Here is a 17,678-nt window from a genome sequence, read left to right on the forward strand (position 1 = left end):
ATGACTCAGCGTTCCTCTGTCGCCATCACCCATGCGTACGTGGTCCCGGTCTCGACCGAGCCGATCGAGAACGGCACCGTCGTGATCGAGGACGGCGTGATCACCGCCGTGGGTGCCGACGTCGCCATCCCCGATGGCATCGAGACCATCGACGCGGAAGGCAAGTGGCTGCTCCCGGGATTCGTCGAGGGGCACGGCCACATCGGCACCCACGAGGAGGGCGAGGGCTGGGCCGGCGACGACACCAACGAGATGACCGACCCCGACGGCGCGGGCCTGCGGGCGATCGACGCGATCAACATCGAGGACGAGGGCTTCCGAGACGCTCTCGCCGGCGGGGTGACCACGGCGGTGATCAAGCCCGGGTCCGGCAACCCGATCGGCGGTCAGACGGTCGCGATCAAGACCTGGGGCGGTCGGACCATCGACGAGCAGGTCGTCTCCGACTCGGTCTCGGTCAAGAGCGCCCTCGGGGAGAACCCCAAGCGCGTCTACGGCGACCAGAAGAAGACTCCCTCGACCCGCCTCGGCGTCGCCAACATCATCCGGAAGGCCTTCGTCGAGGCCCAGAACTACGCCGCCAGGAGGGCAGCCGCCGAGGAGAAGGGCGAGCCGTTCGACCGCGACCTCGGCAAGGAGACCCTCGCCCGCGTCCTCGCTGGCGAGCTCGCCTGGGACCAGCACACCCACCGCGCCGACGACATCGCCACCGCCATCCGGCTGAGCGAGGAGTTCGGCTACCGGCTCGTGGTCAACCACGGCACCGAGGGCCACCTTCTCGCCGATGTGCTGGCCGAGAAGGACATCCCGGTCATCTACGGCCCGATGTTCGTGAGCCGCTCGAAGGTGGAGGTACGCAACCGGGCCAACCGCAACATCGCCGCGATGGCCGCCGCGGGCGTGCGGGTCGCGATCACCACCGACCACCCGGTCATCCCGATCAACTTCCTGGTCCACCAGGCGTCCTTCGCCGTACGCGACGGCCTGCCGCGCGACACGGCCCTGGCCGCGATCACCACGAACCCGGCGAGCTTCCTCGGCCTCGACGACCGCGTCGGCGCGATCGCGCCCGGGCTCGACGGCGACGTGGTCATCTGGTCCGGAGACCCCCTCGACACCGACCACCGCGCAGAGCGCGTCTTCATCACCGGAACCGAGGTCTACGCCTGGGACAGCGAGGCCGACGCGGGGCGCGGAGGCGGGCGCACGCGAGAGCGTGTGACGCGGTTCGGGATCTGACCGTGCGCAACGAACCGCGAACCGCTGACGTACCCATGGGTATGACCCCCACCGAGATCAGCACCGACAAGAGCAAGCGCAAGATCCGCCCCGCGGCGTACCTGCTGCCCGTTCTGGCGCTGACGCTGGCACCGACGTTGGCCGGATGTGGCTCCGAGGCGACCGACCCAGGCGCTAACGTGTCTGACGTGCCCACATCGTCCAGCCCGACGCCCGCCGAGGACCCGAAGGTCGCAGCCGCGATCGCCGACCTGGTCAAGCGTCAGGGGGTGAAGAGCGAAGAGATCACCGTCGTCTCCAACGACAGGGTGACCTGGCGCGACGGCAGCCTCGGCTGCCCCGAGCCCGGGAAGATGTACACGATGGTCCTGACCGACGGCGTACGCGTGGTGCTCGAGACCGCGGGGAAGACCTACGAGTATCACGGCGGCGAGAGCGGCCCGGTCCGTTTCTGCGAGAACCCACAGGAGCCCGTCCCCGGCGAGGCGAGCAGTGACGCTCCCCAGTGAGGGTGCCCACGCGGGCCACGGGGACGCCGAGGAGCGGGCCGACGGCCTGAAGAATCGGCTCAACTGGCTGCGTGCGGGCGTCCTCGGAGCCAACGACGGCATCGTCTCCACCGCCGGTGTCGTGATGGGTGTCGCCGGCGCGACCACCGACGACACCTCGATCCTCATCGCCGGCGTCGCCGCCCTGGTGGCGGGGGCGATCAGCATGGCGGCGGGGGAGTACGTCTCCGTCTCGACCCAGCGCGACACCGAGGAGTCGCTGATCGCCAAGGAGCGCCGCGAGCTGCGGGAGATGCCCGAGGAGGAGCTGCGCGAACTGGAGGGGTTCCTGCGCGAGCGGGGGCTGGAGCCCGAGACCGCCGCCGAGGTCGCGGAGCAGCTCACCGATCGCGACGCGCTGCGCGCCCACGCCGTCCTCGAGCTCGGTATCGACGTCGACGATCTCACCTCGCCGTGGTCCGCGGCCTGGGCGTCGATGCTGTCGTTCACCCTCGGTGCGCTGCTACCCCTGCTGTCGATCATGCTCCTCCCGGACAGCGCACGCATCTGGGGGACCGTCCTCACCGTCACCGCCGCGCTCGCCGTCACCGGCTGGACCAGCGCGCGCCTCGGATACGCACCACCCGCCCGCGCTGCGCTGCGCAACGTCGCCGGCGGCCTGCTCGCGATGCTGGTGACCTACGTCGTCGGCGACCTCCTCGGCACACAACTCGGGTGACCCGGCCTCCGCCGCCGGGCACAATGGGCATCGATGAATCGAATGTTCGTGGCGGTGATCCCGCCGGAGTCGGTGATCGAGGATCTCGACGAGTTCTTGTCCGTACGCCGCGACGCGGCCGCCTTCCGCTGGTCGACGCCCGACCAGCTCCATCTGACGCTCGCCTTCGCCGAGCACGTCCCTGACAGGTCCCTCGATGACGCGATCGAGCGGCTGGAGACGGCCGCGGGACGGCGTACGCCCTTCGACCTGACCGTCACCGGAGGCGGCGCCTTCCCCAACGTGGCCGAGGGCAAGGTCCTCTACGCCGGCGTCGCGACCGATGCCGTCGAGGAGCTCGACCGGGTCGCCGCCGGAAGCCGGAACGCCCTGGTCAAGGCCGGGGCCGAGGTCGACGGCGGCCGCTTCCGGCCCCATCTGACAGTCGCCCGGACCGGGACGCCGGTGGAGCTCAGCAACTGGGTGCGGCTGCTCGATGCGTACCGTGGCCCGACCTGGACCGTCTCGTCGTTCGCGTTGGTGCACTCGCGGCTCGGCGAAGGGCCGAGGAAGCGTCCGGTCTACGAGGTCATAGCAGAGCTCCCTTTCGGATGAGAGGAAGCCCCGGGCGGTACCGGTCGGGGCACCACATCGCTACCGTGTGCGGCCTGTTTCTGACCTGACCAGAGGAGAACCGGACATGAGTCGTCGAGTGGGGCGCAACGCCTACACCGGACTTTTCAACGACGTCGTGCTGCTTGCCGCCCGTGTGGTGGTCGGCGGGATCTTCGTCGCGCACGGCTGGCAGAAGTACGACCAGGGCTTCGCCGGCACCGAGCAGTTCTTGGGCGGCCTGGGGGTCCCGGAGCCCGCGATCGCCGCTCAGGTGGCGACCTACGTCGAGCTCGTCGGCGGCGCCCTGCTCGCGGTCGGCCTGTTCGCCCCGATCGCGGGCGTGCTGCTGGCGGGTCAGATGGCCGGAGCGATCTGGTACGCCCACCGCACCACCGAGGTGTTCGTCGACCAGGGCGGCTGGGAGCTCCCCGCGGCGCTCGGCGTCGCCGCCCTCGTGCTCGGTCTGGTGGCCCCCGGCCGGATCACCGTCGACCAGCTCCTCACCTGGCCCTTCAAGGCCGTCGCCGCCAAGCGCAGGGCCCGCGCCGCGGCAGCCGAAGCCGAGACCGCCGAGGCCGAGCCGTACGTCGAGGAGAAGGTGACCATCAAGGCCTGAGTCTCCGCCGCACGTGTAACACGTTGTTCGTAGGACTACTCGCCCTATGGGAACGACCGGATAGTCCTACGAACGACGTGTTACAGGGCCGCGAGATCAGCCTGCGACGCCGTAGAGCCGGTCGCCGGCGTCACCGAGGCCAGGGACGATGTAGCCCTTCTCGTTGAGCTTCTCGTCCATCGCGGCGGTGACGACGCGGACGGGGGCATCGATGCCCTCGAGACCCTTCTCCAGAGCGGCGACACCCTCCGGGGCGGCGAGAAGTACGACGGCGGTGATGTCGTCGGCGCCGCGCGAGACCAGGAAGTCGATGGCCGCGGCGAGGGTGCCGCCGGTGGCGAGCATCGGGTCGACCACGTAGCACTGCCGGCCGGAGAGGTCGGCGGGGAGACGCTCGGCGTACGTCGTCGCCTCCAGCGTCTCCTCGTTGCGGACCATGCCGAGGAAGCCGACCTCCGCGGTCGGCAGCAGCCGGATCATCCCGTCGAGCATCCCGAGACCGGCCCGGAGGATGGGAACGATCAGCGGCTGCGGGTCGGTGAGGCGTACGCCCTGGGTCGGAGCGACCGGAGTGACGATGTCGACCGGGGCGACCCTCACCCCGCGGGTCGCCTCGTAGGCGAGCAGCGTGACGAGCTCGTCGGCGAGACGACGGAACGTCGATGAGTCGGTCTCTTTGTTGCGCAGGGTGGTGAGCTTGTGGGCGACGAGAGGGTGGTCCACAACGAGGGTCTCCATGGGCTGAACCCTACGATCGCTTCGTCCTAAGGTCATCAATTCCCCCTAGACCCACGGCGGTTTCGGTGTCACTCTGGTCGTGTGTCTGATCAGCTGGAGCAGATCGAGGGTGTTGACTTCGCCGTCGCGATGTATCGCGAGGACGGCGCCTGGGTTGTGCGCGAACTCGCTCACGACCTCCTGACCGATGTCGAGACTCTGACGCACGCGCTCCACCGCTTCCCAGGCGATGGCGGTGCGATCGCGATGGCGGCGATCGACGAGGACTTCTTCGTGATCGTCCGGGTCCACGGGGCAGCGACCAAGGTGCTGCTCTCCGACGTGACCGCTGCCGACGAGTGGGAGCTGGCGGCGTCGGCTCTCGACGTGCTCGGGCTTCCGCTGCCCGAGGAGGTCGAGGACGAGGAGGAGCCCGATCCCGCCGGTGACCTCGGCATCCTCGCCGACTTCGGGATGAGCGCGGTCGAGATGGGCATGCTGCTCGACGACATGTTCGAGGACGACCTATACCCCGACGAGACGCTCTCCGAGATCGCCCGGGCGATCGGCTGCGGCGAGGCCTTCGACGACGCCGTCGGCCTCATGCCGGCGTGACCCCAGCCAACCGCTGGGAGGCCCCGATGCGGGCCGCTCTCGATGAGGGTCGTGCTGCGCTGGCGACCGGTGACGTGCCGATCGGCGCGGTCGTCGTCGACCCGTCCGGCGTGGTGATCGGGAGGGGCCGCAACGTACGCGAGGCCGAGGCCGACCCCACTGGGCATGCCGAGGTGGTCGCGCTGCGCGAGGCGGCCAAGGCACGTGGCGAATGGCGCCTGGAGGGCTGCACGCTCGTGGTGACGCTGGAGCCGTGCACGATGTGCGCCGGCGCCGCGGTCCTGGCCAGGGTCGAGCGGATCGTCTTCGGCGCCTTCGACGACAAGGCCGGTGCGGTCGGCTCGCTGTGGGACGTCGTACGCGACCGCCGGCTCAACCACCGGCCCGAGGTCGTCGCCGGGCTGATGGCCGAGGAACAGCGCGCGCTGCTGGAGGACTTCTTCGGATCCCAGCGAAGCGGCCCCGATTTCGGCGAAGACCCCCCGAGGTTGTAACTTATTCGGCGGTGACGTGTCCGAGCGGCCGATGGTGCAACACTCGAAATGTTGTGTAGGGCGACCTACCGTGGGTTCAAATCCCACCGTCACCGCCATCTGAAAACCCCTGGGTAACCAGGGGTTTTCTGGTTTCCCAGGGAATCAGAGGTACCGAGCGGCCACCGTGGCGGCCCGGGCGCCGTAGCCGCCGCCGAACATGGCAGCGTGCACGAGCAGCGGGAACAGCTGGTGGAGACCCTGGCGGTCCTCCCAGCCCTCGGCGAGGGGCGTCGCATCCTCGTAGGCCGACATCATCCGCTCCAGGTGGGGCAGGCCGAAGAGCGCGAGCATGGCGAGGTCGACCTCACGGTGACCGGCGTACGCCGCGGGGTCGATCAGCCAGGCCTCGCTGCTCCGGTCCCAGAGCACGTTGCCGTTCCAGAGATCGCCGTGGAGCAGGGCAGGCGGCTCCTCCGGGATCAGCGAGGGCAGCTTCCCGACGACCTGCTCGACGCGCTCGGCGCCGGCGGCGTCGATGGCGCCGCGGTCACGCGCTGCCCTGAGATAGGGGAGCAGGCGGCGTACGGCATAGAACTCGGCCCAGGTGTCCGCGGGCTTGTTGGGCATCGGCAGCCGGCCGATGAACCCGTCCCTGTCGGCACCGAAACCCGAGACCGGGGTGCTGTGGAGACGCGCGAGCGCGCGGCCGAGCTCCTCGGCGGTCTCGGCGTTGGGCCGGCCGGGCTCGATCCAGCGCAGGACCAGGCAGTCGGGCTCGGCGGCGAGGACCTCGGGGACGTTCACGGCCCCCGACTCCTCCAGCCAGCGGAGCCCGCGGGCCTCGGCGGCGACGAAGTCGTCACGCGGCGGGGAGAGAGCCTTCATCAGCACCAGCGAGCCGTCACTGAGCCGGATCTTGGTGGCGGTCGAGATGTCACCGCCCGCGACCGGAGATGTGCTCACCACCGCCGCCCCGAGCAGCTGCTCGGCGCGACGGGCGACCGCGGGCTGACGGGTCACGAACCGGGCCTCGCCGAGGCGACCGATGCAACGATCGCATCACTCGTACGCTCCACCATCGCCAGCACCTCCCGGAATCCCTCGGCACCACCGTAATAGGGATCGGGCACGTCACCGGGGCCTTCGGGATCGAAATCACGGAACATCCGCAGCCCGCTCTCCGGTGCCTGACCAGCCAGATCGGCCAGATTGTCGGCATCCATCGCGAGCACGAGGTCGTACGTCTCGGGGTCCCCGATCGGCCACTGCTGGGCCCGGTGACGATCGGGGTCGTAGCCCGCCTCGAGCAGCGTCGCAGCCGCCCGGCGGTCCATCTTCTCGCCCGCGTGCCAGCCGCCGGTGCCGGCGGAGACGAGCTCGACGTCGTCGAGCTTTGCGGCGTCGAGACGGTCCCGCAGTACCACCTCCGCCATCGGAGAACGGCAGATGTTGCCCAGGCAGACGACCGCGATCTTCATGGCCCGAGTTTTACATTTCCGCCAAGAACGCGTGGCGGATGTGGAATCTGGGCCTCACTCGTCGCTCTCCGGCCAGACGCGGTCGAGGCCCCAGCCGACGATCGAGATGATGATGCCGCCGAGGACCGCCGCCCAGAATCCGTCGACGTGGAAGCCCACCCCGGTCGGGCCGAGGATCCACGCTGTCAGACCGAGCATCGCCGCGTTGATCACCAGCAGGAGCAGGCCCAGGGTGAGCAGGATGAACGGGAACGCGAAGAACGTCACGATCGGCTTGACGAAGGAGGACACGAGGCCGAGCACGAGGGCGACGATCAGCAGCGGGAGCAGCTTCTGCTTGACCTCGTCCATGCCGCTGGTCGGGCCGTCGAAGTAGATCCCGCCGACGAGCCAGGTCGCCACGGCCAGAGCGACGGCGTTGGTGATGAGCCAGGTCACGATGCGCATGTTGGTGAGTGTGGCAGGCTCCGCGGGACGTACATAAGGGGCGCGCGCGAGGTGTGGCGACTGTGTTACCCCGGGGTCACCGCTCCAGGCCGAGCGCCTTACAGATGGCGTGGGCGGCGTCGGAGAGGTGCTTCTCCAGGAACTGCTCGGCGTCTTCGATGCGGTCGGCGTCGAGGAGGCGGACGAGGGCGGCGTGGTCCTCGGCCTGGTCATGGGCGTTGCGGCGGATGCGGTCGACCTGGGCGAGCGAGAGCTTGAGCTCGAGCACCAGATGCTCCTGCATCGCGACCAGCCGCGGTGACCCGGTGAGGGCTACCAGCGAGAGATGGAAGGCGAGGTGGCGCTCGTTGAGCTCGCGGTAGGTCGCGCGCTCCGAGTGAACCGCCGAGATGTACGCATCGAGCGACTCGTGCACGGCCCGGCGCGCCTCTGCGGAGGCGCTCCGCCAGTTGCGCACCCCGGCCCCTTCGAGCACCCAGCGGGCGGCGCAGACGTCACGGACCGAAGCCGCCTCGGGGGTGGCGACGGCGACGCCCTTGTTGGGTGCGCGGGTGGCCAGGCCCTCGGCGACCAGGATGGTCAGCGCCTCGCGGACCGTGGAGCGGCCGACGCCCAGCGAGTCGGCGAGACCGTGCTCGCGCAGTGGAGTGCCCGACTCCAGCTCACCCTCGAACACCGCCCGGCGGAGCTCGTCGGCGACGCGGTCGACCGTCGATGCGGGTTCGTCCAGGGTGAGCGACTCGAACATGGGCCCCATTGTCCTACCTGCGCCGTCTTCCGGTGATGACCGTTCGTGCTCTAACCTAGCGGCACAGGATTGTCTGACAATCAGTCAATCAGGCAATCGGACGATCTGAAATCAATCAGACCTGAGAGGGGTACGAGTGAGCGAGCGCCAGCGAGTGAACCGTCCAAACAACACGCGACCGCGTCCGTATTCTCGCGCCTGCGCTACGGAGGTGGTCGCGTGAGCACATCGCTGAGCTGGGGCCGTCACTACCTGATGACCGAGCCGACGCACTACCGCATCGACTACGCCATCAACCCGTTCATGGACACCGAGATCCAGCCGGATCCGGTCCGTGCTCGCGCGCAGTGGGACACCCTGAAGGCCACCATCGAGGAGCTCGGCGGCCGCGTCGACGTCATCGCGCCGCGCGAGGACAGCCCCGACATGGTCTACGCGATGAACCTCGGCTTCGCGGCCACCCTCGCGGACGGCCGACGCCACGTGCTCCTCTCCCACATGCGCTTCCCCGAGCGCCGCAACGAGACGAACTCCGCGGTCGAGTGGTTCGCCGCGAACGGCTGGGGGACGGCGTACGTCGGCAAGGACGGGGTCGGACCGACCTTCGAGGCGGGCGACGTCTTCCCGTACGCCGGCCACTTGGTCGCCGGCACCGGGCCGCGCACCGACGAGATGGCGCTGAAGACGCTGGCGACCGAGATGAACGTGCGCGTCCTGGGTGTACGGACGGCCCACTCGGGGATGTACCACCTCGACCTGGCCTTCTGCCCGCTCGACGAGCGCCGCGCGATCATCTGCCCGGACGCGCTCGCTCCCGAGTCGGCGCAGGCGCTCCTCGACCTCGTCCCGGAGTCGCTGGTCATCACCGAGGAGGAGGCGCTCAGCACCTTCGCTGCCAACTCGATCGTGATCGGCCGCACCATCGTGATGCCGTCCTGCCCGGACCGCGTCCGCACCGTCCTCGAGGGCTGGGGCTTCACGATCCGGATCGTCGAGATGAGCGAGCTCCACCTCGGTGGCGGGTCCGTGCGCTGCGTCACCAACCCGCTCGACATCGTGGTCGGCCGCGACGTCCCCGTGGTTTACGGGGGCGAGGTCATCCCGACCTAGGATCTCACGATATGAGCACCCCACAGCCCCGCCCCAGTGTCGCCGCGATGCCTGCGTACGTCGCGGGCAAGCCGCCGGTCGAGCGGCCCGGTCTGGTGACCTACAAGCTCTCGTCCAACGAGAACCCCTACCCGCCGCTGGACGGCGTGGTGGAGGTCGCCGCCGAGGCGGCGGGGCGGGTCAACCGTTACCCCGACGCGGGCAACACCGAGCTCTACGAGGCGCTCGCGACGGCCTACAAGGTGCCGGCCGAGGAGCTCGCTCTCTCGACCGGCGCCGTGGCGCTGATCTTCCAGCTGGTCTCGGCCTACTGCGGTCCCGAGGACGAGGTCGTCTTCGCCTGGCGCAGCTTCGAGGCCTACCCGATCGCGGTGCTCGCGGCCGGCGCGACAGCGGTGAAGGTGCCGGTCACCGATCACGGCCATCACGACCTGGACGCGATGGCGGCGGCGATCACGGAGCGCACGAAGGTCGTCTTCGTCTGCAGCCCCAACAACCCCACCGGCACCTCGGTCACCCAGACCGAGCTCGACGCCTTCCTCGCGAAGGTGCCCGAGCACGTGCTGGTCGTCGTCGACGAGGCCTACGCCGAGTTCGTACGCATGGACGACGCCGTCGACGGTGTGGCGACCTATCGCGCGCGGGCCAACGTGGTGGTGCTGCGTACGTTCTCCAAGGCCTACGGGCTGGCCGGCTTCCGGGTCGGCTATGCCTTCGCGCCGGCCCCGATCGCCTCCACCCTGCGGGCGATGGCGCTGCCCTTCGGCGTCAACGTGGTCGCCCAGGCCGCCGGGGTCGCCTCGCTCGAGCGTCAGACCGAGCTGCTGGAGCGCGTCGACGACGTGGTGGCCGAGCGGACCCGGGTGGTCGAGGGCGTCCGCGCCGCCGGCTGGGACATCCCCGACGCGCAGGGCAACTTCGTCTGGTTCGCCTTCGGCTCTCCCGAGCGCTGCGCCGAGTTCGCCGCGGCTGCCGACGAGGTCGGTCTGATGGTCCGTCCCTACCCGCCCGAGGGCGTACGCGTCTCGATCGGCGAGGCCGAGGCCAACACCCGCCTCATCGAGCTCGCGGGTTCGTTCCCCAAGGGCTGAGATTCGGCCCTACTCGACGAAATAGCAGAGGTCCAACAGCATCGATGCTGCTGGACCTCTGCTGGTTGAGTGTGAAGGTGTATGCCTCTACGGCAGCGGGAGCTTCCCGAGGATCGAGCTGAGCAGGTCCGTCAGGACCGGGCCGACGACCGGGAGGCTGTTGACGATGCCGAGCAGGCTGTCGGTGACGCCAGGGAGCTCGGGAACGCCGGGAACTCCGGGAACGCCGGGAACGGGGACGTCCGGGATCGGGACGTCCGGGACCGGAACGTCCGGGACCGGGACCTCCGGGACGGGAACGTCTGCGGCAGGAACGTCAGCGGCAGGGCTGTCCGGAACGGGAACGTCCGGAGTCTCCGGGATCCCGGGGCCGTCCGGGACGTCCGGGATCGGTGCGTCGGGAACGTCCGGGGTGTCGGGAACGTCCGGTGTCTCCGGAACGTCCGGGGTGCCGGGTACGTCCGGGGTTTCCGGGGTGTCGGGTACGTCCGGTGTCTCCGGAGTGCCGGGGACATCCGGTGTCTCCGGAGTGCCGGGAACGTCCGGTGTCTCCGGAGTGCCGGGAACGTCCGGGGTCTCCGGGACGTCCGGCGTTTCCGGAGTGTCCGGGACGTCCGGCGTTTCCGGAGTGTCCGGGACGTCGGGCGTGTCCGGAATCGGTGGGCCCGGAGTGCCGGGGACCGGCGGGTCAGGAAGTGGAGGCGGGACGGGGCTGGCCATTGCTGGTGAAGCGACCGTGGCCAGTGCGAGTCCAGCGACGACAGCGGCGATTCGAGTCCGAGAATTCACGAAATCTCCTTAACTTGCTGTTTTGTCATGCCCGATGAATCCTGAAGCGATTTGAAGCATAAAGTCAAGAACAATCTTTAATTGATGATTTCCCATACCAAAGCGGGTTTGCTTGCCGTAAACTCACCGGATCGCATTTGAACTGACGCTGACGTCCATGTCTTGTTCCAGGTGAGCCCCCGGGTGAGCGGTGGGCGATATCGCCTCGCTGCGGGCCACTTCTCGGGTACCTACCGGGGTAATAGATCCCGTTCGAACTGGCGATTGGGTAATTCCCTTGGGTCAAGACCCGGCATTTAGTCGGGGTGAAACGCGTTTACCAATCAGCTGATTCGGATCCTGCCGGTTCGCCTTCGTGATGGTTCGAATTCGAGAGCGCCGGCGGCACGAACCCGGCGGTTCGTTACCCCTGTGCAACCTGCATCGGTCACCCTTGACCCATGTCGATCAAGGTTGCGCTCGAACATCGGACCACCTACGAGTTCGCGCAGCCGGTCCGGGTGAGTCCGCACGTCGTACGCCTGCGCCCAGCGCCACACACCCGGACCCCGATCGAGGCCTACTCACTGTCGGTGACGCCGTCGGCGCACTTCATCAACTGGCAGCAGGACCCGTTCGGCAACTGGCTCGCGCGGCTGGTCTTCCCGGAGAAGACCGACAAGCTCGAGGTCACCGTGGGACTGGTCGCCGACATGGTGGTGATCAACCCGTTCGACTTCTTCGTGGAGGAGTACGCCGAGACCTTCCCCTTCGACTACGAGCCGCAGCTGAAGGCCGATCTGGCGCCCTACCTCCGCGACGTGGAGTCGGCGACGGCGGCCGATGCCTGGCGGCAGCAACTGCCGGCCCTGCCCGAGGATGGCCTCCGCACCGTCGACTTCCTGGCGAGCGTCAACCAGGCGGTCAACTCGGACGTCGCCTACTCGGTACGGATGGAGCCAGGCGTACAGACTCCCGACGAGACCCTGCGCCTGGGCATCGGCTCGTGCCGCGACTCGGCGTGGCTGCTGGTGTCCCTGCTGCGTCAGTACGGCCTCGCGGCGCGGTTCGTCTCCGGCTATCTGGTGCAGCTGGCCGCCGATCAGGAGTCGCTCGACGGTCCCTCCGGCCCGACCGAGGACTTCACCGACCTGCACGCGTGGTGCGAGGTGTTCGTCCCGGGAGCCGGCTGGATCGGGCTCGACCCGACCTCGGCCCTGTTCGCGGGGGAGGGCCACATCCCGCTCTCGGCGACGCCGCACCCGTCCTCCGCGGCCCCGATCGAGGGGGCCACCGACCCGGTCGAGGTCACCTTCTCCTTCGCCAACGAGGTCACCCGCATCCACGAGGACCCGCGGGTGACGCTGCCCTACGCCGGCCAGGAGTGGGCCCGGATCGACGCCCTGGGCGAGGCGGTCGACCAGCGTCTCCAGGCGGCCGGCGTCGAGCTGACCGTGGGCGGCGAGCCGACCTTCGTGTCGCTGGACGACCAGACTTCGGCGCAGTGGAACACGGACGCAGATGGTCCGCACAAGCGCGAGCTCGCGACTGACCTGGCCGAACGCCTGCGCAAGGTCTACGGCACGGGCGGGATCGTCCACCGAGGCCAGGGCAAGTGGTACCCCGGCGAGCCGCTCCCGCGCTGGAACATCGACCTGCAGTGGCGTACGGACGGCCAGCCGCTGTGGAGCGACCAGACCCTCTTCGCCGACCCCTGGGCCGCTACCGAAGCCGAGGCGGTCGAGCCCGCCGCGGCGGAGGCCGTCGCCACCAACATCCGCAGCATCCTCGGGCTCCCCGAGGAGCAGGTGTTCGCCGCGTATGAGGACCCCCTGGCCAAGATCGCCCAGGAGGTACGCCGCCCCGACGGCCCGGAGCCGGACGACGCCGCGAACCGGGGCGATCTGAACGTCACCGAGCTCGACAAGGAGGTCACTGAGCCGGTCGGGTGGGTGATCCCGATCAACACCAACGACGGGGAGTGGACGAGCCCGCAGTGGCGGTTCCGACGCGGGCGGCTGGTGCTGGCGCCGGGGACCTCGGCGGTCGGGCTGCGGCTGCCGCTCGACTCGATCTCGTGGCACGACCCGGAGTTCCCGGGCGAGCCGTCGTACCTGACCGCAGGCGAGCCGCTGGACCCCGAGATCCCACGGGTCACCGTCACCGACCCCGACGAGGCGCCGACCACCGCGCTCGCGATCGAGGAGCGCGACGGGCTGGTCCATGTCTTCCTGCCGCCGACCGACAGGCTGGAGGACTACGCCGCGCTGCTCACGGTGATCGAGAAGGCTGTCACCGAAGCCGACACCCAGGTCGTGCTCGAGGGCTACGGCCCGCCGCCGGACGCCCGCCTGGCGCGGCTGACGGTCACCCCGGACCCCGGCGTGATCGAGGTCAACGTGCAGCCGACGGCCACCTGGGCGGAGCAGCGTGAGCTGATCACGACGCTCTACGAGCAGGCTCGGCAGGCCCGCCTGTCCACCGAGAAGTTCGACCTCGACGGGCTCCACACCGGCACCGGCGGCGGCAACCACCTCACCCTCGGCGGACGTAGCCCCGAGCGCAGCCCCCTGCTCCGGCGCCCAGACCTGCTGGCCAGCCTGATCCGCTACTGGCAGCGCCACCCCTCGCTCTCCTACCTCTTCTCCGGCCGCTTCATCGGCCCGACCAGCCAGGCGCCGAGGTTCGACGAGGGCCGCCCGGAGGCGGTCTACGAGATGGAGATCGCTCTCCAGGAGGTCGCCCGGATCACCCGTGAGCACGCCGAACCCCGTCCGTGGATGATCGACCGCGCGCTGCGCCACCTGCTCACCGACCTGACCGGCAACACCCACCGCGCCGAGTTCTGCATCGACAAGCTCTACTCCCCGGACTCGTCCCGAGGACGCCTCGGCCTTCTCGAGCTCCGCGGCTTCGAGATGCCGCCACACCCGCAGATGGCCCTTCTCCAGTCGCTCCTGGTCAGGAGCCTGGTCGCGTGGTTCTGGGAGGAGCCGTACGAGGCGCCCCTGGTCCGCCACGGAAGCGCCCTCCACGAGGACTTCCTGCTCCCGCAGGGGTGCCTACGCGACATCGAGGAGGTGGTGGCCGACCTGCGCCGCCACGGGATCCCGTTCGAGTCGCAGTGGCTGGCTGCGTACGCCGAGTTCCGTTTTCCGCGGATCGGGGTCGCGCAGGTCGGAGACGTCGAGCTGGAGCTGCGGCAGGCGATCGAGCCTTGGAACGTCCTCGGCGAGGAGGCGACCGGGTCGGGGACGGCGCGCTACGTCGACTCGTCGGTCGAGCGGGTCCAGATCTCGGCGAGAGGGATCGACCTCGACCGGCAGCTGGTGACGTGTCAGGGTGTTCCGGTGCCGCTGACCCCCACCTCCGTCCCGGACAGGTTCTATGCCGGCATCCGGTTCAAGGCCTGGAGCCCGTGGTCGAGCCTCCACCCGAGCATCGACGTCCAGGCGCCGCTGCACTTCGACGTCGTCGACATCGCCTCCGAGACCAGCCTCGGCGGCGCGACGTACCACGTCGTGCACCCGGGCGGCCGCAGCTACGACCACCCGCCGGTGAACGCCAACGAGGCCGAGGCGCGCCGCGCGAGCAGGTTCGAGGCGCGGGGCCACACCTCCGGCCGCCTGGACGTCGCGGAGATGCGCGAGCGCGCGGCCCGCGGCACCACTCCCGACAACCCGCACACCCTGGATCTCCGACGGGTGGTGCGGTGACCGTCCTTCGCGAGTACGCCGACGCCCTCGGCCTCCTCGACGCGACCGACCAGCCCTACGACGAGGTCGTCGGGCCCGACGGCACTCTGCGACCCGCGTGGAAGCCGATGGCCGAGACGGCCGTCTCGATCACGCCTGCCACGCTGAGCCGGATCGGCCACGACGTCGAGCGGTTCCTCGCCGACGACGGAGTCACCTACCTGCGCCCCGGCGCCAAGCCCGAGCCCTGGCGGCTCGACCCGGTGCCGCTCGTCATCGATCCGGCGCAGTGGCGAATCCTCGAGGTCGGCCTGGCCCAGCGCGCCGAGCTGCTCAACGCGATCCTCGTCGACCTCTACGGCCCGCAGCGTCTCCTCCAGGACGGGATCGTCCCGGCCGCAGTGGTCTTCGGCCATCACGGCTTCCATCGCGTCGCCGCCAGGGCCAGCAATCACGACCCGCGGCCGCTCGTTCTGGCCGCCACCGACCTCGGCCGGACCCCCGACGGTGAGTGGCGGGTGCTCGCCGACCGCACCCAGGCGCCGAGCGGGATCGGCTACGCGATGGAGAACCGCCGGGTGATCAGCCGGGTGCTCCCCGAGCTCCACCGCGACGCCGGGCTGCACCGGATGGAGCCCTACTTCGCGGCTCTCCGCAGTGCGCTGCTGGAGTCGGCGCCCGGCGACCAGGCCGACCCCCGGGTCGTCGTCCTCTCCCCGGGAACCCACTCCGAGACCGCCTACGACCAGGCCTTTCTCGCCTCGACGCTCGGTTTCCCGCTGGTCCAGGGCGCGGACCTGACCGTACGCAACGGCGAGGTCCTGATGCGCGGCCACGGCGACCGGCTGGAGCGGGTCGACGTCATCCTGCGCCGCGTCGACGCGACCTGGTCCGACCCCCTCGAGCTCCGCGGCGACAGTCAGCTCGGCGTGGCCGGCCTGATCGAGGCCGTACGCCGCGGCAACGTGCGCGTGGTCAACGGGTTCGGGGCCGGCGTACTCGAGAATCCGGGGCTCGTCCCCTACCTCCCCGCCGCCTGCGAGGCCCTGCTCGGGGAGCCGTTGCGGCTGGCCTCGCTCGGCACCTGGTGGTGCGGCGACCCGGACCAGCGCGCGGAGGTCGAGCGCCGCCTGGCCGCGGACGACCTGGTCGTGCGGACGCTGGAAGGCACCATCGTCAACGGAACGCCCGAGGAGCTGGGAGCCAGGATCGCGGCCGATCCCTACCGCCACGTCGGGCAGGAGAGGATCACGCTCTCCCACGCCCCGACCTGGGCCGAGGGACGCGGCGCGGTCGGCCGGCCGCTGACGCTGCGTACCTTCTCGCTCCGCTACGGCTCGGCCTATCGCCCGCTGGTCGGTGGCCTGGCCTCGATCCGGGCCGACGAGACCGGGCTGCCGCCGTGCAGCAAGGACGTCTGGGTGCTCAAGGAGTCGCCGCAGGACGCCGACCAGGGCCTGGCCGACGTGCTCCCGATGACCCATTCCCGCTCGGTCACGGTGCTCGTCCCGCGTGCGCTCGAGGACATGTACTGGTCGGGCCGCTACGCGGAGCGTGCCGAGGACCTGATCCGGCTCATCCTGGCCACGCACGTGCTCGCGGAGGACTTCAGGACCAGGCCGCGTACGTCCGGCGGCATCAGCCTCGAGGTGATGCTGAGCGCGCTCGACCGGCTGGGCGGACACGGTCACGCGGATGCCGATATCGACGCCGAGTTCCGGTCCATGCTGCTGGACGCCGACCGGCCGGGGTCGGCCGCGCAGTCGCTGGCCGGTATGCGACAGGCCTTCAGTGGCGTACGCGACCAGCTCAGCCCCGACATGTGGCGGATCTTCTCCTCGACCGACCGGGCGGCCGAGGACCTCCGGGTCAACCCGCACTCGCTGCAGATCGCCGAGTCGGGTGCCGAGATGCTGCACGGCATCCTGGCGATGCAGGGGATCGTGGCGAGCATGATCCGCGACGAGGGCTACCACTCGATCCGGCTGGGACGGTTCCTCGAGCGGTCGATGCAGGTCTGTCACCTGCTCCGCGCGACGACCACGGTGCGGAGGGGGCTCGAGGTCGACCGGGCCGTGCTCAACGCGGTCCTCGCCTCCGCCGAGTCCGCGGTCACCCACCGCCGCCGCTACCGGGGCTACGTACGCACCGGGGGAGTGCTCGACCTGCTGATCATGGACCGCGAGAACCCACGCTCGCTGGCCTTCTGCCTGCACGAGCTGCGGCTGCACCTGACCAAGCTCCCCGGCTCGACCGGCTCCTCCCGCCCCGAGCGGCTCCTCGACGACATCACCGACATGCTCGACCGCACCGAGGTCGCCGGCCTCGTCGCCATCGGCGGCGTCGGCCGCCCCAACCTGGAGTCCTTCCTCGACCAGGTCCAGGCCCAGCTCGTCCGCCTCGCCGAAGCCATCAGCGACGTCCACTTCGCCACCGGCCCCGCCCCACAACCCCTCAACGCCCTCCCGGCGCAATCGCTCACTTGAGCAGAGCCACGGCCGTTACCACGAGCGGCGACTGAGAGCCGGCGATGCTCCAGAAATTGCAGTAGCGACGATTACGCGGGCTCTGCTGGCCGCAGCGCCTGTGCCAGCATGTGTGACTGCTACGTACTCGAACCCGGCTGGGCCGTACCAGAACGTCAAGGTCAAGAACGGCTGCCCGGTCAGCGTCCGGGTAAAGGTCCTCTGGGCCACAAGATCGCCGCCGGTTCGTCGTGGACCGACCGTCACCTCAACCAGACTGGTCCGGATCGCTGGGACGGGGTCGCGTCATGCTGAGGTTGATCGGGCGCGTTGCGACGGCGCTCGTCGTCACGGCGTCGATTTGGGCAGCCGAGCCCGTGCCAGCCAGCGCT

At 69.8% G+C, this 17,678-nt stretch carries 17 protein-coding genes and 1 tRNA gene; 12 read left to right on the forward strand and 6 right to left on the reverse strand.

The window, feature by feature from the left end; all coding sequences use genetic code 11:
* From OH802_RS06745 to OH802_RS06765, 5 genes are all read left to right on the forward strand, one after another.
* Positions 1-1,239: an amidohydrolase gene (locus tag OH802_RS06745; RefSeq protein WP_406026327.1), complete on the forward strand. Its 1,239-nt coding sequence runs from the start codon at positions 1-3 to the stop codon at positions 1,237-1,239.
* A gap of 41 nt (positions 1,240-1,280) precedes the next feature.
* Positions 1,281-1,748 (forward strand): hypothetical protein, encoded by a 468-nt coding sequence (locus OH802_RS06750; protein WP_406026329.1) that lies wholly within the window; start codon positions 1,281-1,283, stop codon positions 1,746-1,748.
* Positions 1,732-2,466, forward strand: coding sequence for a VIT family protein (locus OH802_RS06755; protein WP_406026331.1), 735 nt, complete (start codon positions 1,732-1,734; stop codon positions 2,464-2,466). The genes OH802_RS06750 and OH802_RS06755 overlap by 17 nt, the downstream gene beginning before the upstream one ends.
* A gap of 33 nt (positions 2,467-2,499) precedes the next feature.
* On the forward strand, positions 2,500-3,060 hold the full coding sequence (thpR, locus tag OH802_RS06760) for an RNA 2',3'-cyclic phosphodiesterase (RefSeq protein ID WP_406026333.1): 561 nt from the start codon (positions 2,500-2,502) through the stop codon (positions 3,058-3,060).
* 85 nt (positions 3,061-3,145) lie between these two features.
* Complete coding sequence (locus OH802_RS06765; RefSeq protein ID WP_406026335.1) at positions 3,146-3,676, forward strand: DoxX family protein; 531 nt, start codon at positions 3,146-3,148, stop codon at positions 3,674-3,676.
* Positions 3,677-3,772: 96 nt separating this feature from the next.
* On the opposite strand, the gene upp is transcribed toward OH802_RS06765, so the two are convergent.
* A complete protein-coding gene (gene upp, locus OH802_RS06770) occupies positions 3,773-4,414 on the reverse strand; it encodes a uracil phosphoribosyltransferase (protein WP_355017600.1) in 642 nt (213 codons plus the stop codon).
* An 81-nt stretch (positions 4,415-4,495) separates the two neighbouring features.
* Between upp and OH802_RS06775 the strand changes: the two genes are divergently transcribed.
* The 3 genes from OH802_RS06775 to OH802_RS06785 all read left to right on the forward strand — a co-directional run bounded on the left by OH802_RS06775 (position 4,496) and on the right by OH802_RS06785 (position 5,600).
* Positions 4,496-5,008: a tRNA adenosine deaminase-associated protein gene (locus OH802_RS06775; RefSeq protein WP_160026513.1), complete on the forward strand. Its 513-nt coding sequence runs from the start codon at positions 4,496-4,498 to the stop codon at positions 5,006-5,008.
* A 26-nt stretch (positions 5,009-5,034) separates the two neighbouring features.
* A complete protein-coding gene (locus tag OH802_RS06780) occupies positions 5,035-5,502 on the forward strand; it encodes a nucleoside deaminase (protein WP_406029244.1) in 468 nt (155 codons plus the stop codon).
* A gap of 10 nt (positions 5,503-5,512) precedes the next feature.
* Positions 5,513-5,600 (forward strand) — tRNA-Ser (locus tag OH802_RS06785).
* Between the two features lie 46 nt (positions 5,601-5,646).
* On the opposite strand, the gene OH802_RS06790 is transcribed toward OH802_RS06785, so the two are convergent.
* From OH802_RS06790 to OH802_RS06805, 4 genes are all read right to left on the reverse strand, one after another.
* On the reverse strand, positions 5,647-6,504 hold the full coding sequence (locus tag OH802_RS06790; RefSeq protein WP_406026338.1) for a fructosamine kinase family protein: 858 nt from the start codon (positions 6,502-6,504) through the stop codon (positions 5,647-5,649).
* Positions 6,501-6,962, reverse strand: a complete 462-nt coding sequence (locus OH802_RS06795; RefSeq protein WP_406026340.1) for a low molecular weight protein-tyrosine-phosphatase — start codon at positions 6,960-6,962, stop codon at positions 6,501-6,503. Before OH802_RS06795 ends, OH802_RS06790 begins: the two co-directional genes overlap by 4 nt.
* A 54-nt stretch (positions 6,963-7,016) precedes the next feature.
* Positions 7,017-7,409 carry a phage holin family protein gene (locus OH802_RS06800; RefSeq protein ID WP_355224044.1) on the reverse strand — a complete coding sequence of 131 codons (393 nt, stop codon included), beginning with the start codon at positions 7,407-7,409 and terminating at the stop codon, positions 7,017-7,019.
* Between the two features lie 76 nt (positions 7,410-7,485).
* Positions 7,486-8,157 (reverse strand): GntR family transcriptional regulator, encoded by a 672-nt coding sequence (locus OH802_RS06805; protein WP_406026343.1) that lies wholly within the window; start codon positions 8,155-8,157, stop codon positions 7,486-7,488.
* A 219-nt stretch (positions 8,158-8,376) separates the two neighbouring features.
* On the opposite strand from OH802_RS06805, the gene OH802_RS06810 reads away from it, so the two are divergent.
* Both OH802_RS06810 and hisC read left to right on the forward strand, forming a co-directional pair.
* Complete coding sequence (locus OH802_RS06810) at positions 8,377-9,267, forward strand: dimethylarginine dimethylaminohydrolase family protein (protein WP_406026345.1); 891 nt, start codon at positions 8,377-8,379, stop codon at positions 9,265-9,267.
* 11 nt (positions 9,268-9,278) lie between these two features.
* Positions 9,279-10,358, forward strand: coding sequence for a histidinol-phosphate transaminase (gene hisC / locus OH802_RS06815; protein WP_406026347.1), 1,080 nt, complete (start codon positions 9,279-9,281; stop codon positions 10,356-10,358).
* Between the two features lie 87 nt (positions 10,359-10,445).
* Here hisC and OH802_RS06820 read toward each other — a convergent pair whose 3' ends face one another.
* On the reverse strand, positions 10,446-11,147 hold the full coding sequence (locus tag OH802_RS06820) for a hypothetical protein (protein ID WP_406026349.1): 702 nt from the start codon (positions 11,145-11,147) through the stop codon (positions 10,446-10,448).
* A 440-nt stretch (positions 11,148-11,587) separates the two neighbouring features.
* Between OH802_RS06820 and OH802_RS06825 the strand changes: the two genes are divergently transcribed.
* Complete coding sequence (locus OH802_RS06825) at positions 11,588-14,842, forward strand: DUF2126 domain-containing protein (RefSeq protein WP_406026351.1); 3,255 nt, start codon at positions 11,588-11,590, stop codon at positions 14,840-14,842.
* On the forward strand, positions 14,839-17,307 hold the full coding sequence (locus tag OH802_RS06830; protein ID WP_406026353.1) for a circularly permuted type 2 ATP-grasp protein: 2,469 nt from the start codon (positions 14,839-14,841) through the stop codon (positions 17,305-17,307). Before OH802_RS06825 ends, OH802_RS06830 begins: the two co-directional genes overlap by 4 nt.
* The last annotated feature ends 371 nt before the right edge of the window (positions 17,308-17,678 follow it).

It is taken from the genome of Nocardioides sp. NBC_00850 (assembly GCF_045207335.1).
Lineage (GTDB): Bacteria > Actinomycetota > Actinomycetes > Propionibacteriales > Nocardioidaceae > Nocardioides.

What these genes read in the sequence shown, in the direction of transcription:
- OH802_RS06745 (WP_406026327.1), top strand. Translation starts at nt 1, where the DNA reads ATGACTCAGCGTTCCTCTGTCGCCATCACCCATGCGTACGTGGTCCCG.
- OH802_RS06750 (WP_406026329.1), top strand. Translation starts at nt 1,281, where the DNA reads ATGACCCCCACCGAGATCAGCACCGACAAGAGCAAGCGCAAGATCCGC.
- thpR (WP_406026333.1), top strand. Translation starts at nt 2,500, where the DNA reads ATGAATCGAATGTTCGTGGCGGTGATCCCGCCGGAGTCGGTGATCGAG.
- OH802_RS06765 (WP_406026335.1), top strand. Translation starts at nt 3,146, where the DNA reads ATGAGTCGTCGAGTGGGGCGCAACGCCTACACCGGACTTTTCAACGAC.
- upp (WP_355017600.1), bottom strand. Translation starts at nt 4,414, where the DNA reads ATGGAGACCCTCGTTGTGGACCACCCTCTCGTCGCCCACAAGCTCACC.
- OH802_RS06780 (WP_406029244.1), top strand. Translation starts at nt 5,035, where the DNA reads ATGCGGGCCGCTCTCGATGAGGGTCGTGCTGCGCTGGCGACCGGTGAC.
- OH802_RS06795 (WP_406026340.1), bottom strand. Translation starts at nt 6,962, where the DNA reads ATGAAGATCGCGGTCGTCTGCCTGGGCAACATCTGCCGTTCTCCGATG.
- OH802_RS06800 (WP_355224044.1), bottom strand. Translation starts at nt 7,409, where the DNA reads ATGCGCATCGTGACCTGGCTCATCACCAACGCCGTCGCTCTGGCCGTG.
- OH802_RS06805 (WP_406026343.1), bottom strand. Translation starts at nt 8,157, where the DNA reads ATGTTCGAGTCGCTCACCCTGGACGAACCCGCATCGACGGTCGACCGC.
- hisC (WP_406026347.1), top strand. Translation starts at nt 9,279, where the DNA reads ATGAGCACCCCACAGCCCCGCCCCAGTGTCGCCGCGATGCCTGCGTAC.
- OH802_RS06825 (WP_406026351.1), top strand. Translation starts at nt 11,588, where the DNA reads ATGTCGATCAAGGTTGCGCTCGAACATCGGACCACCTACGAGTTCGCG.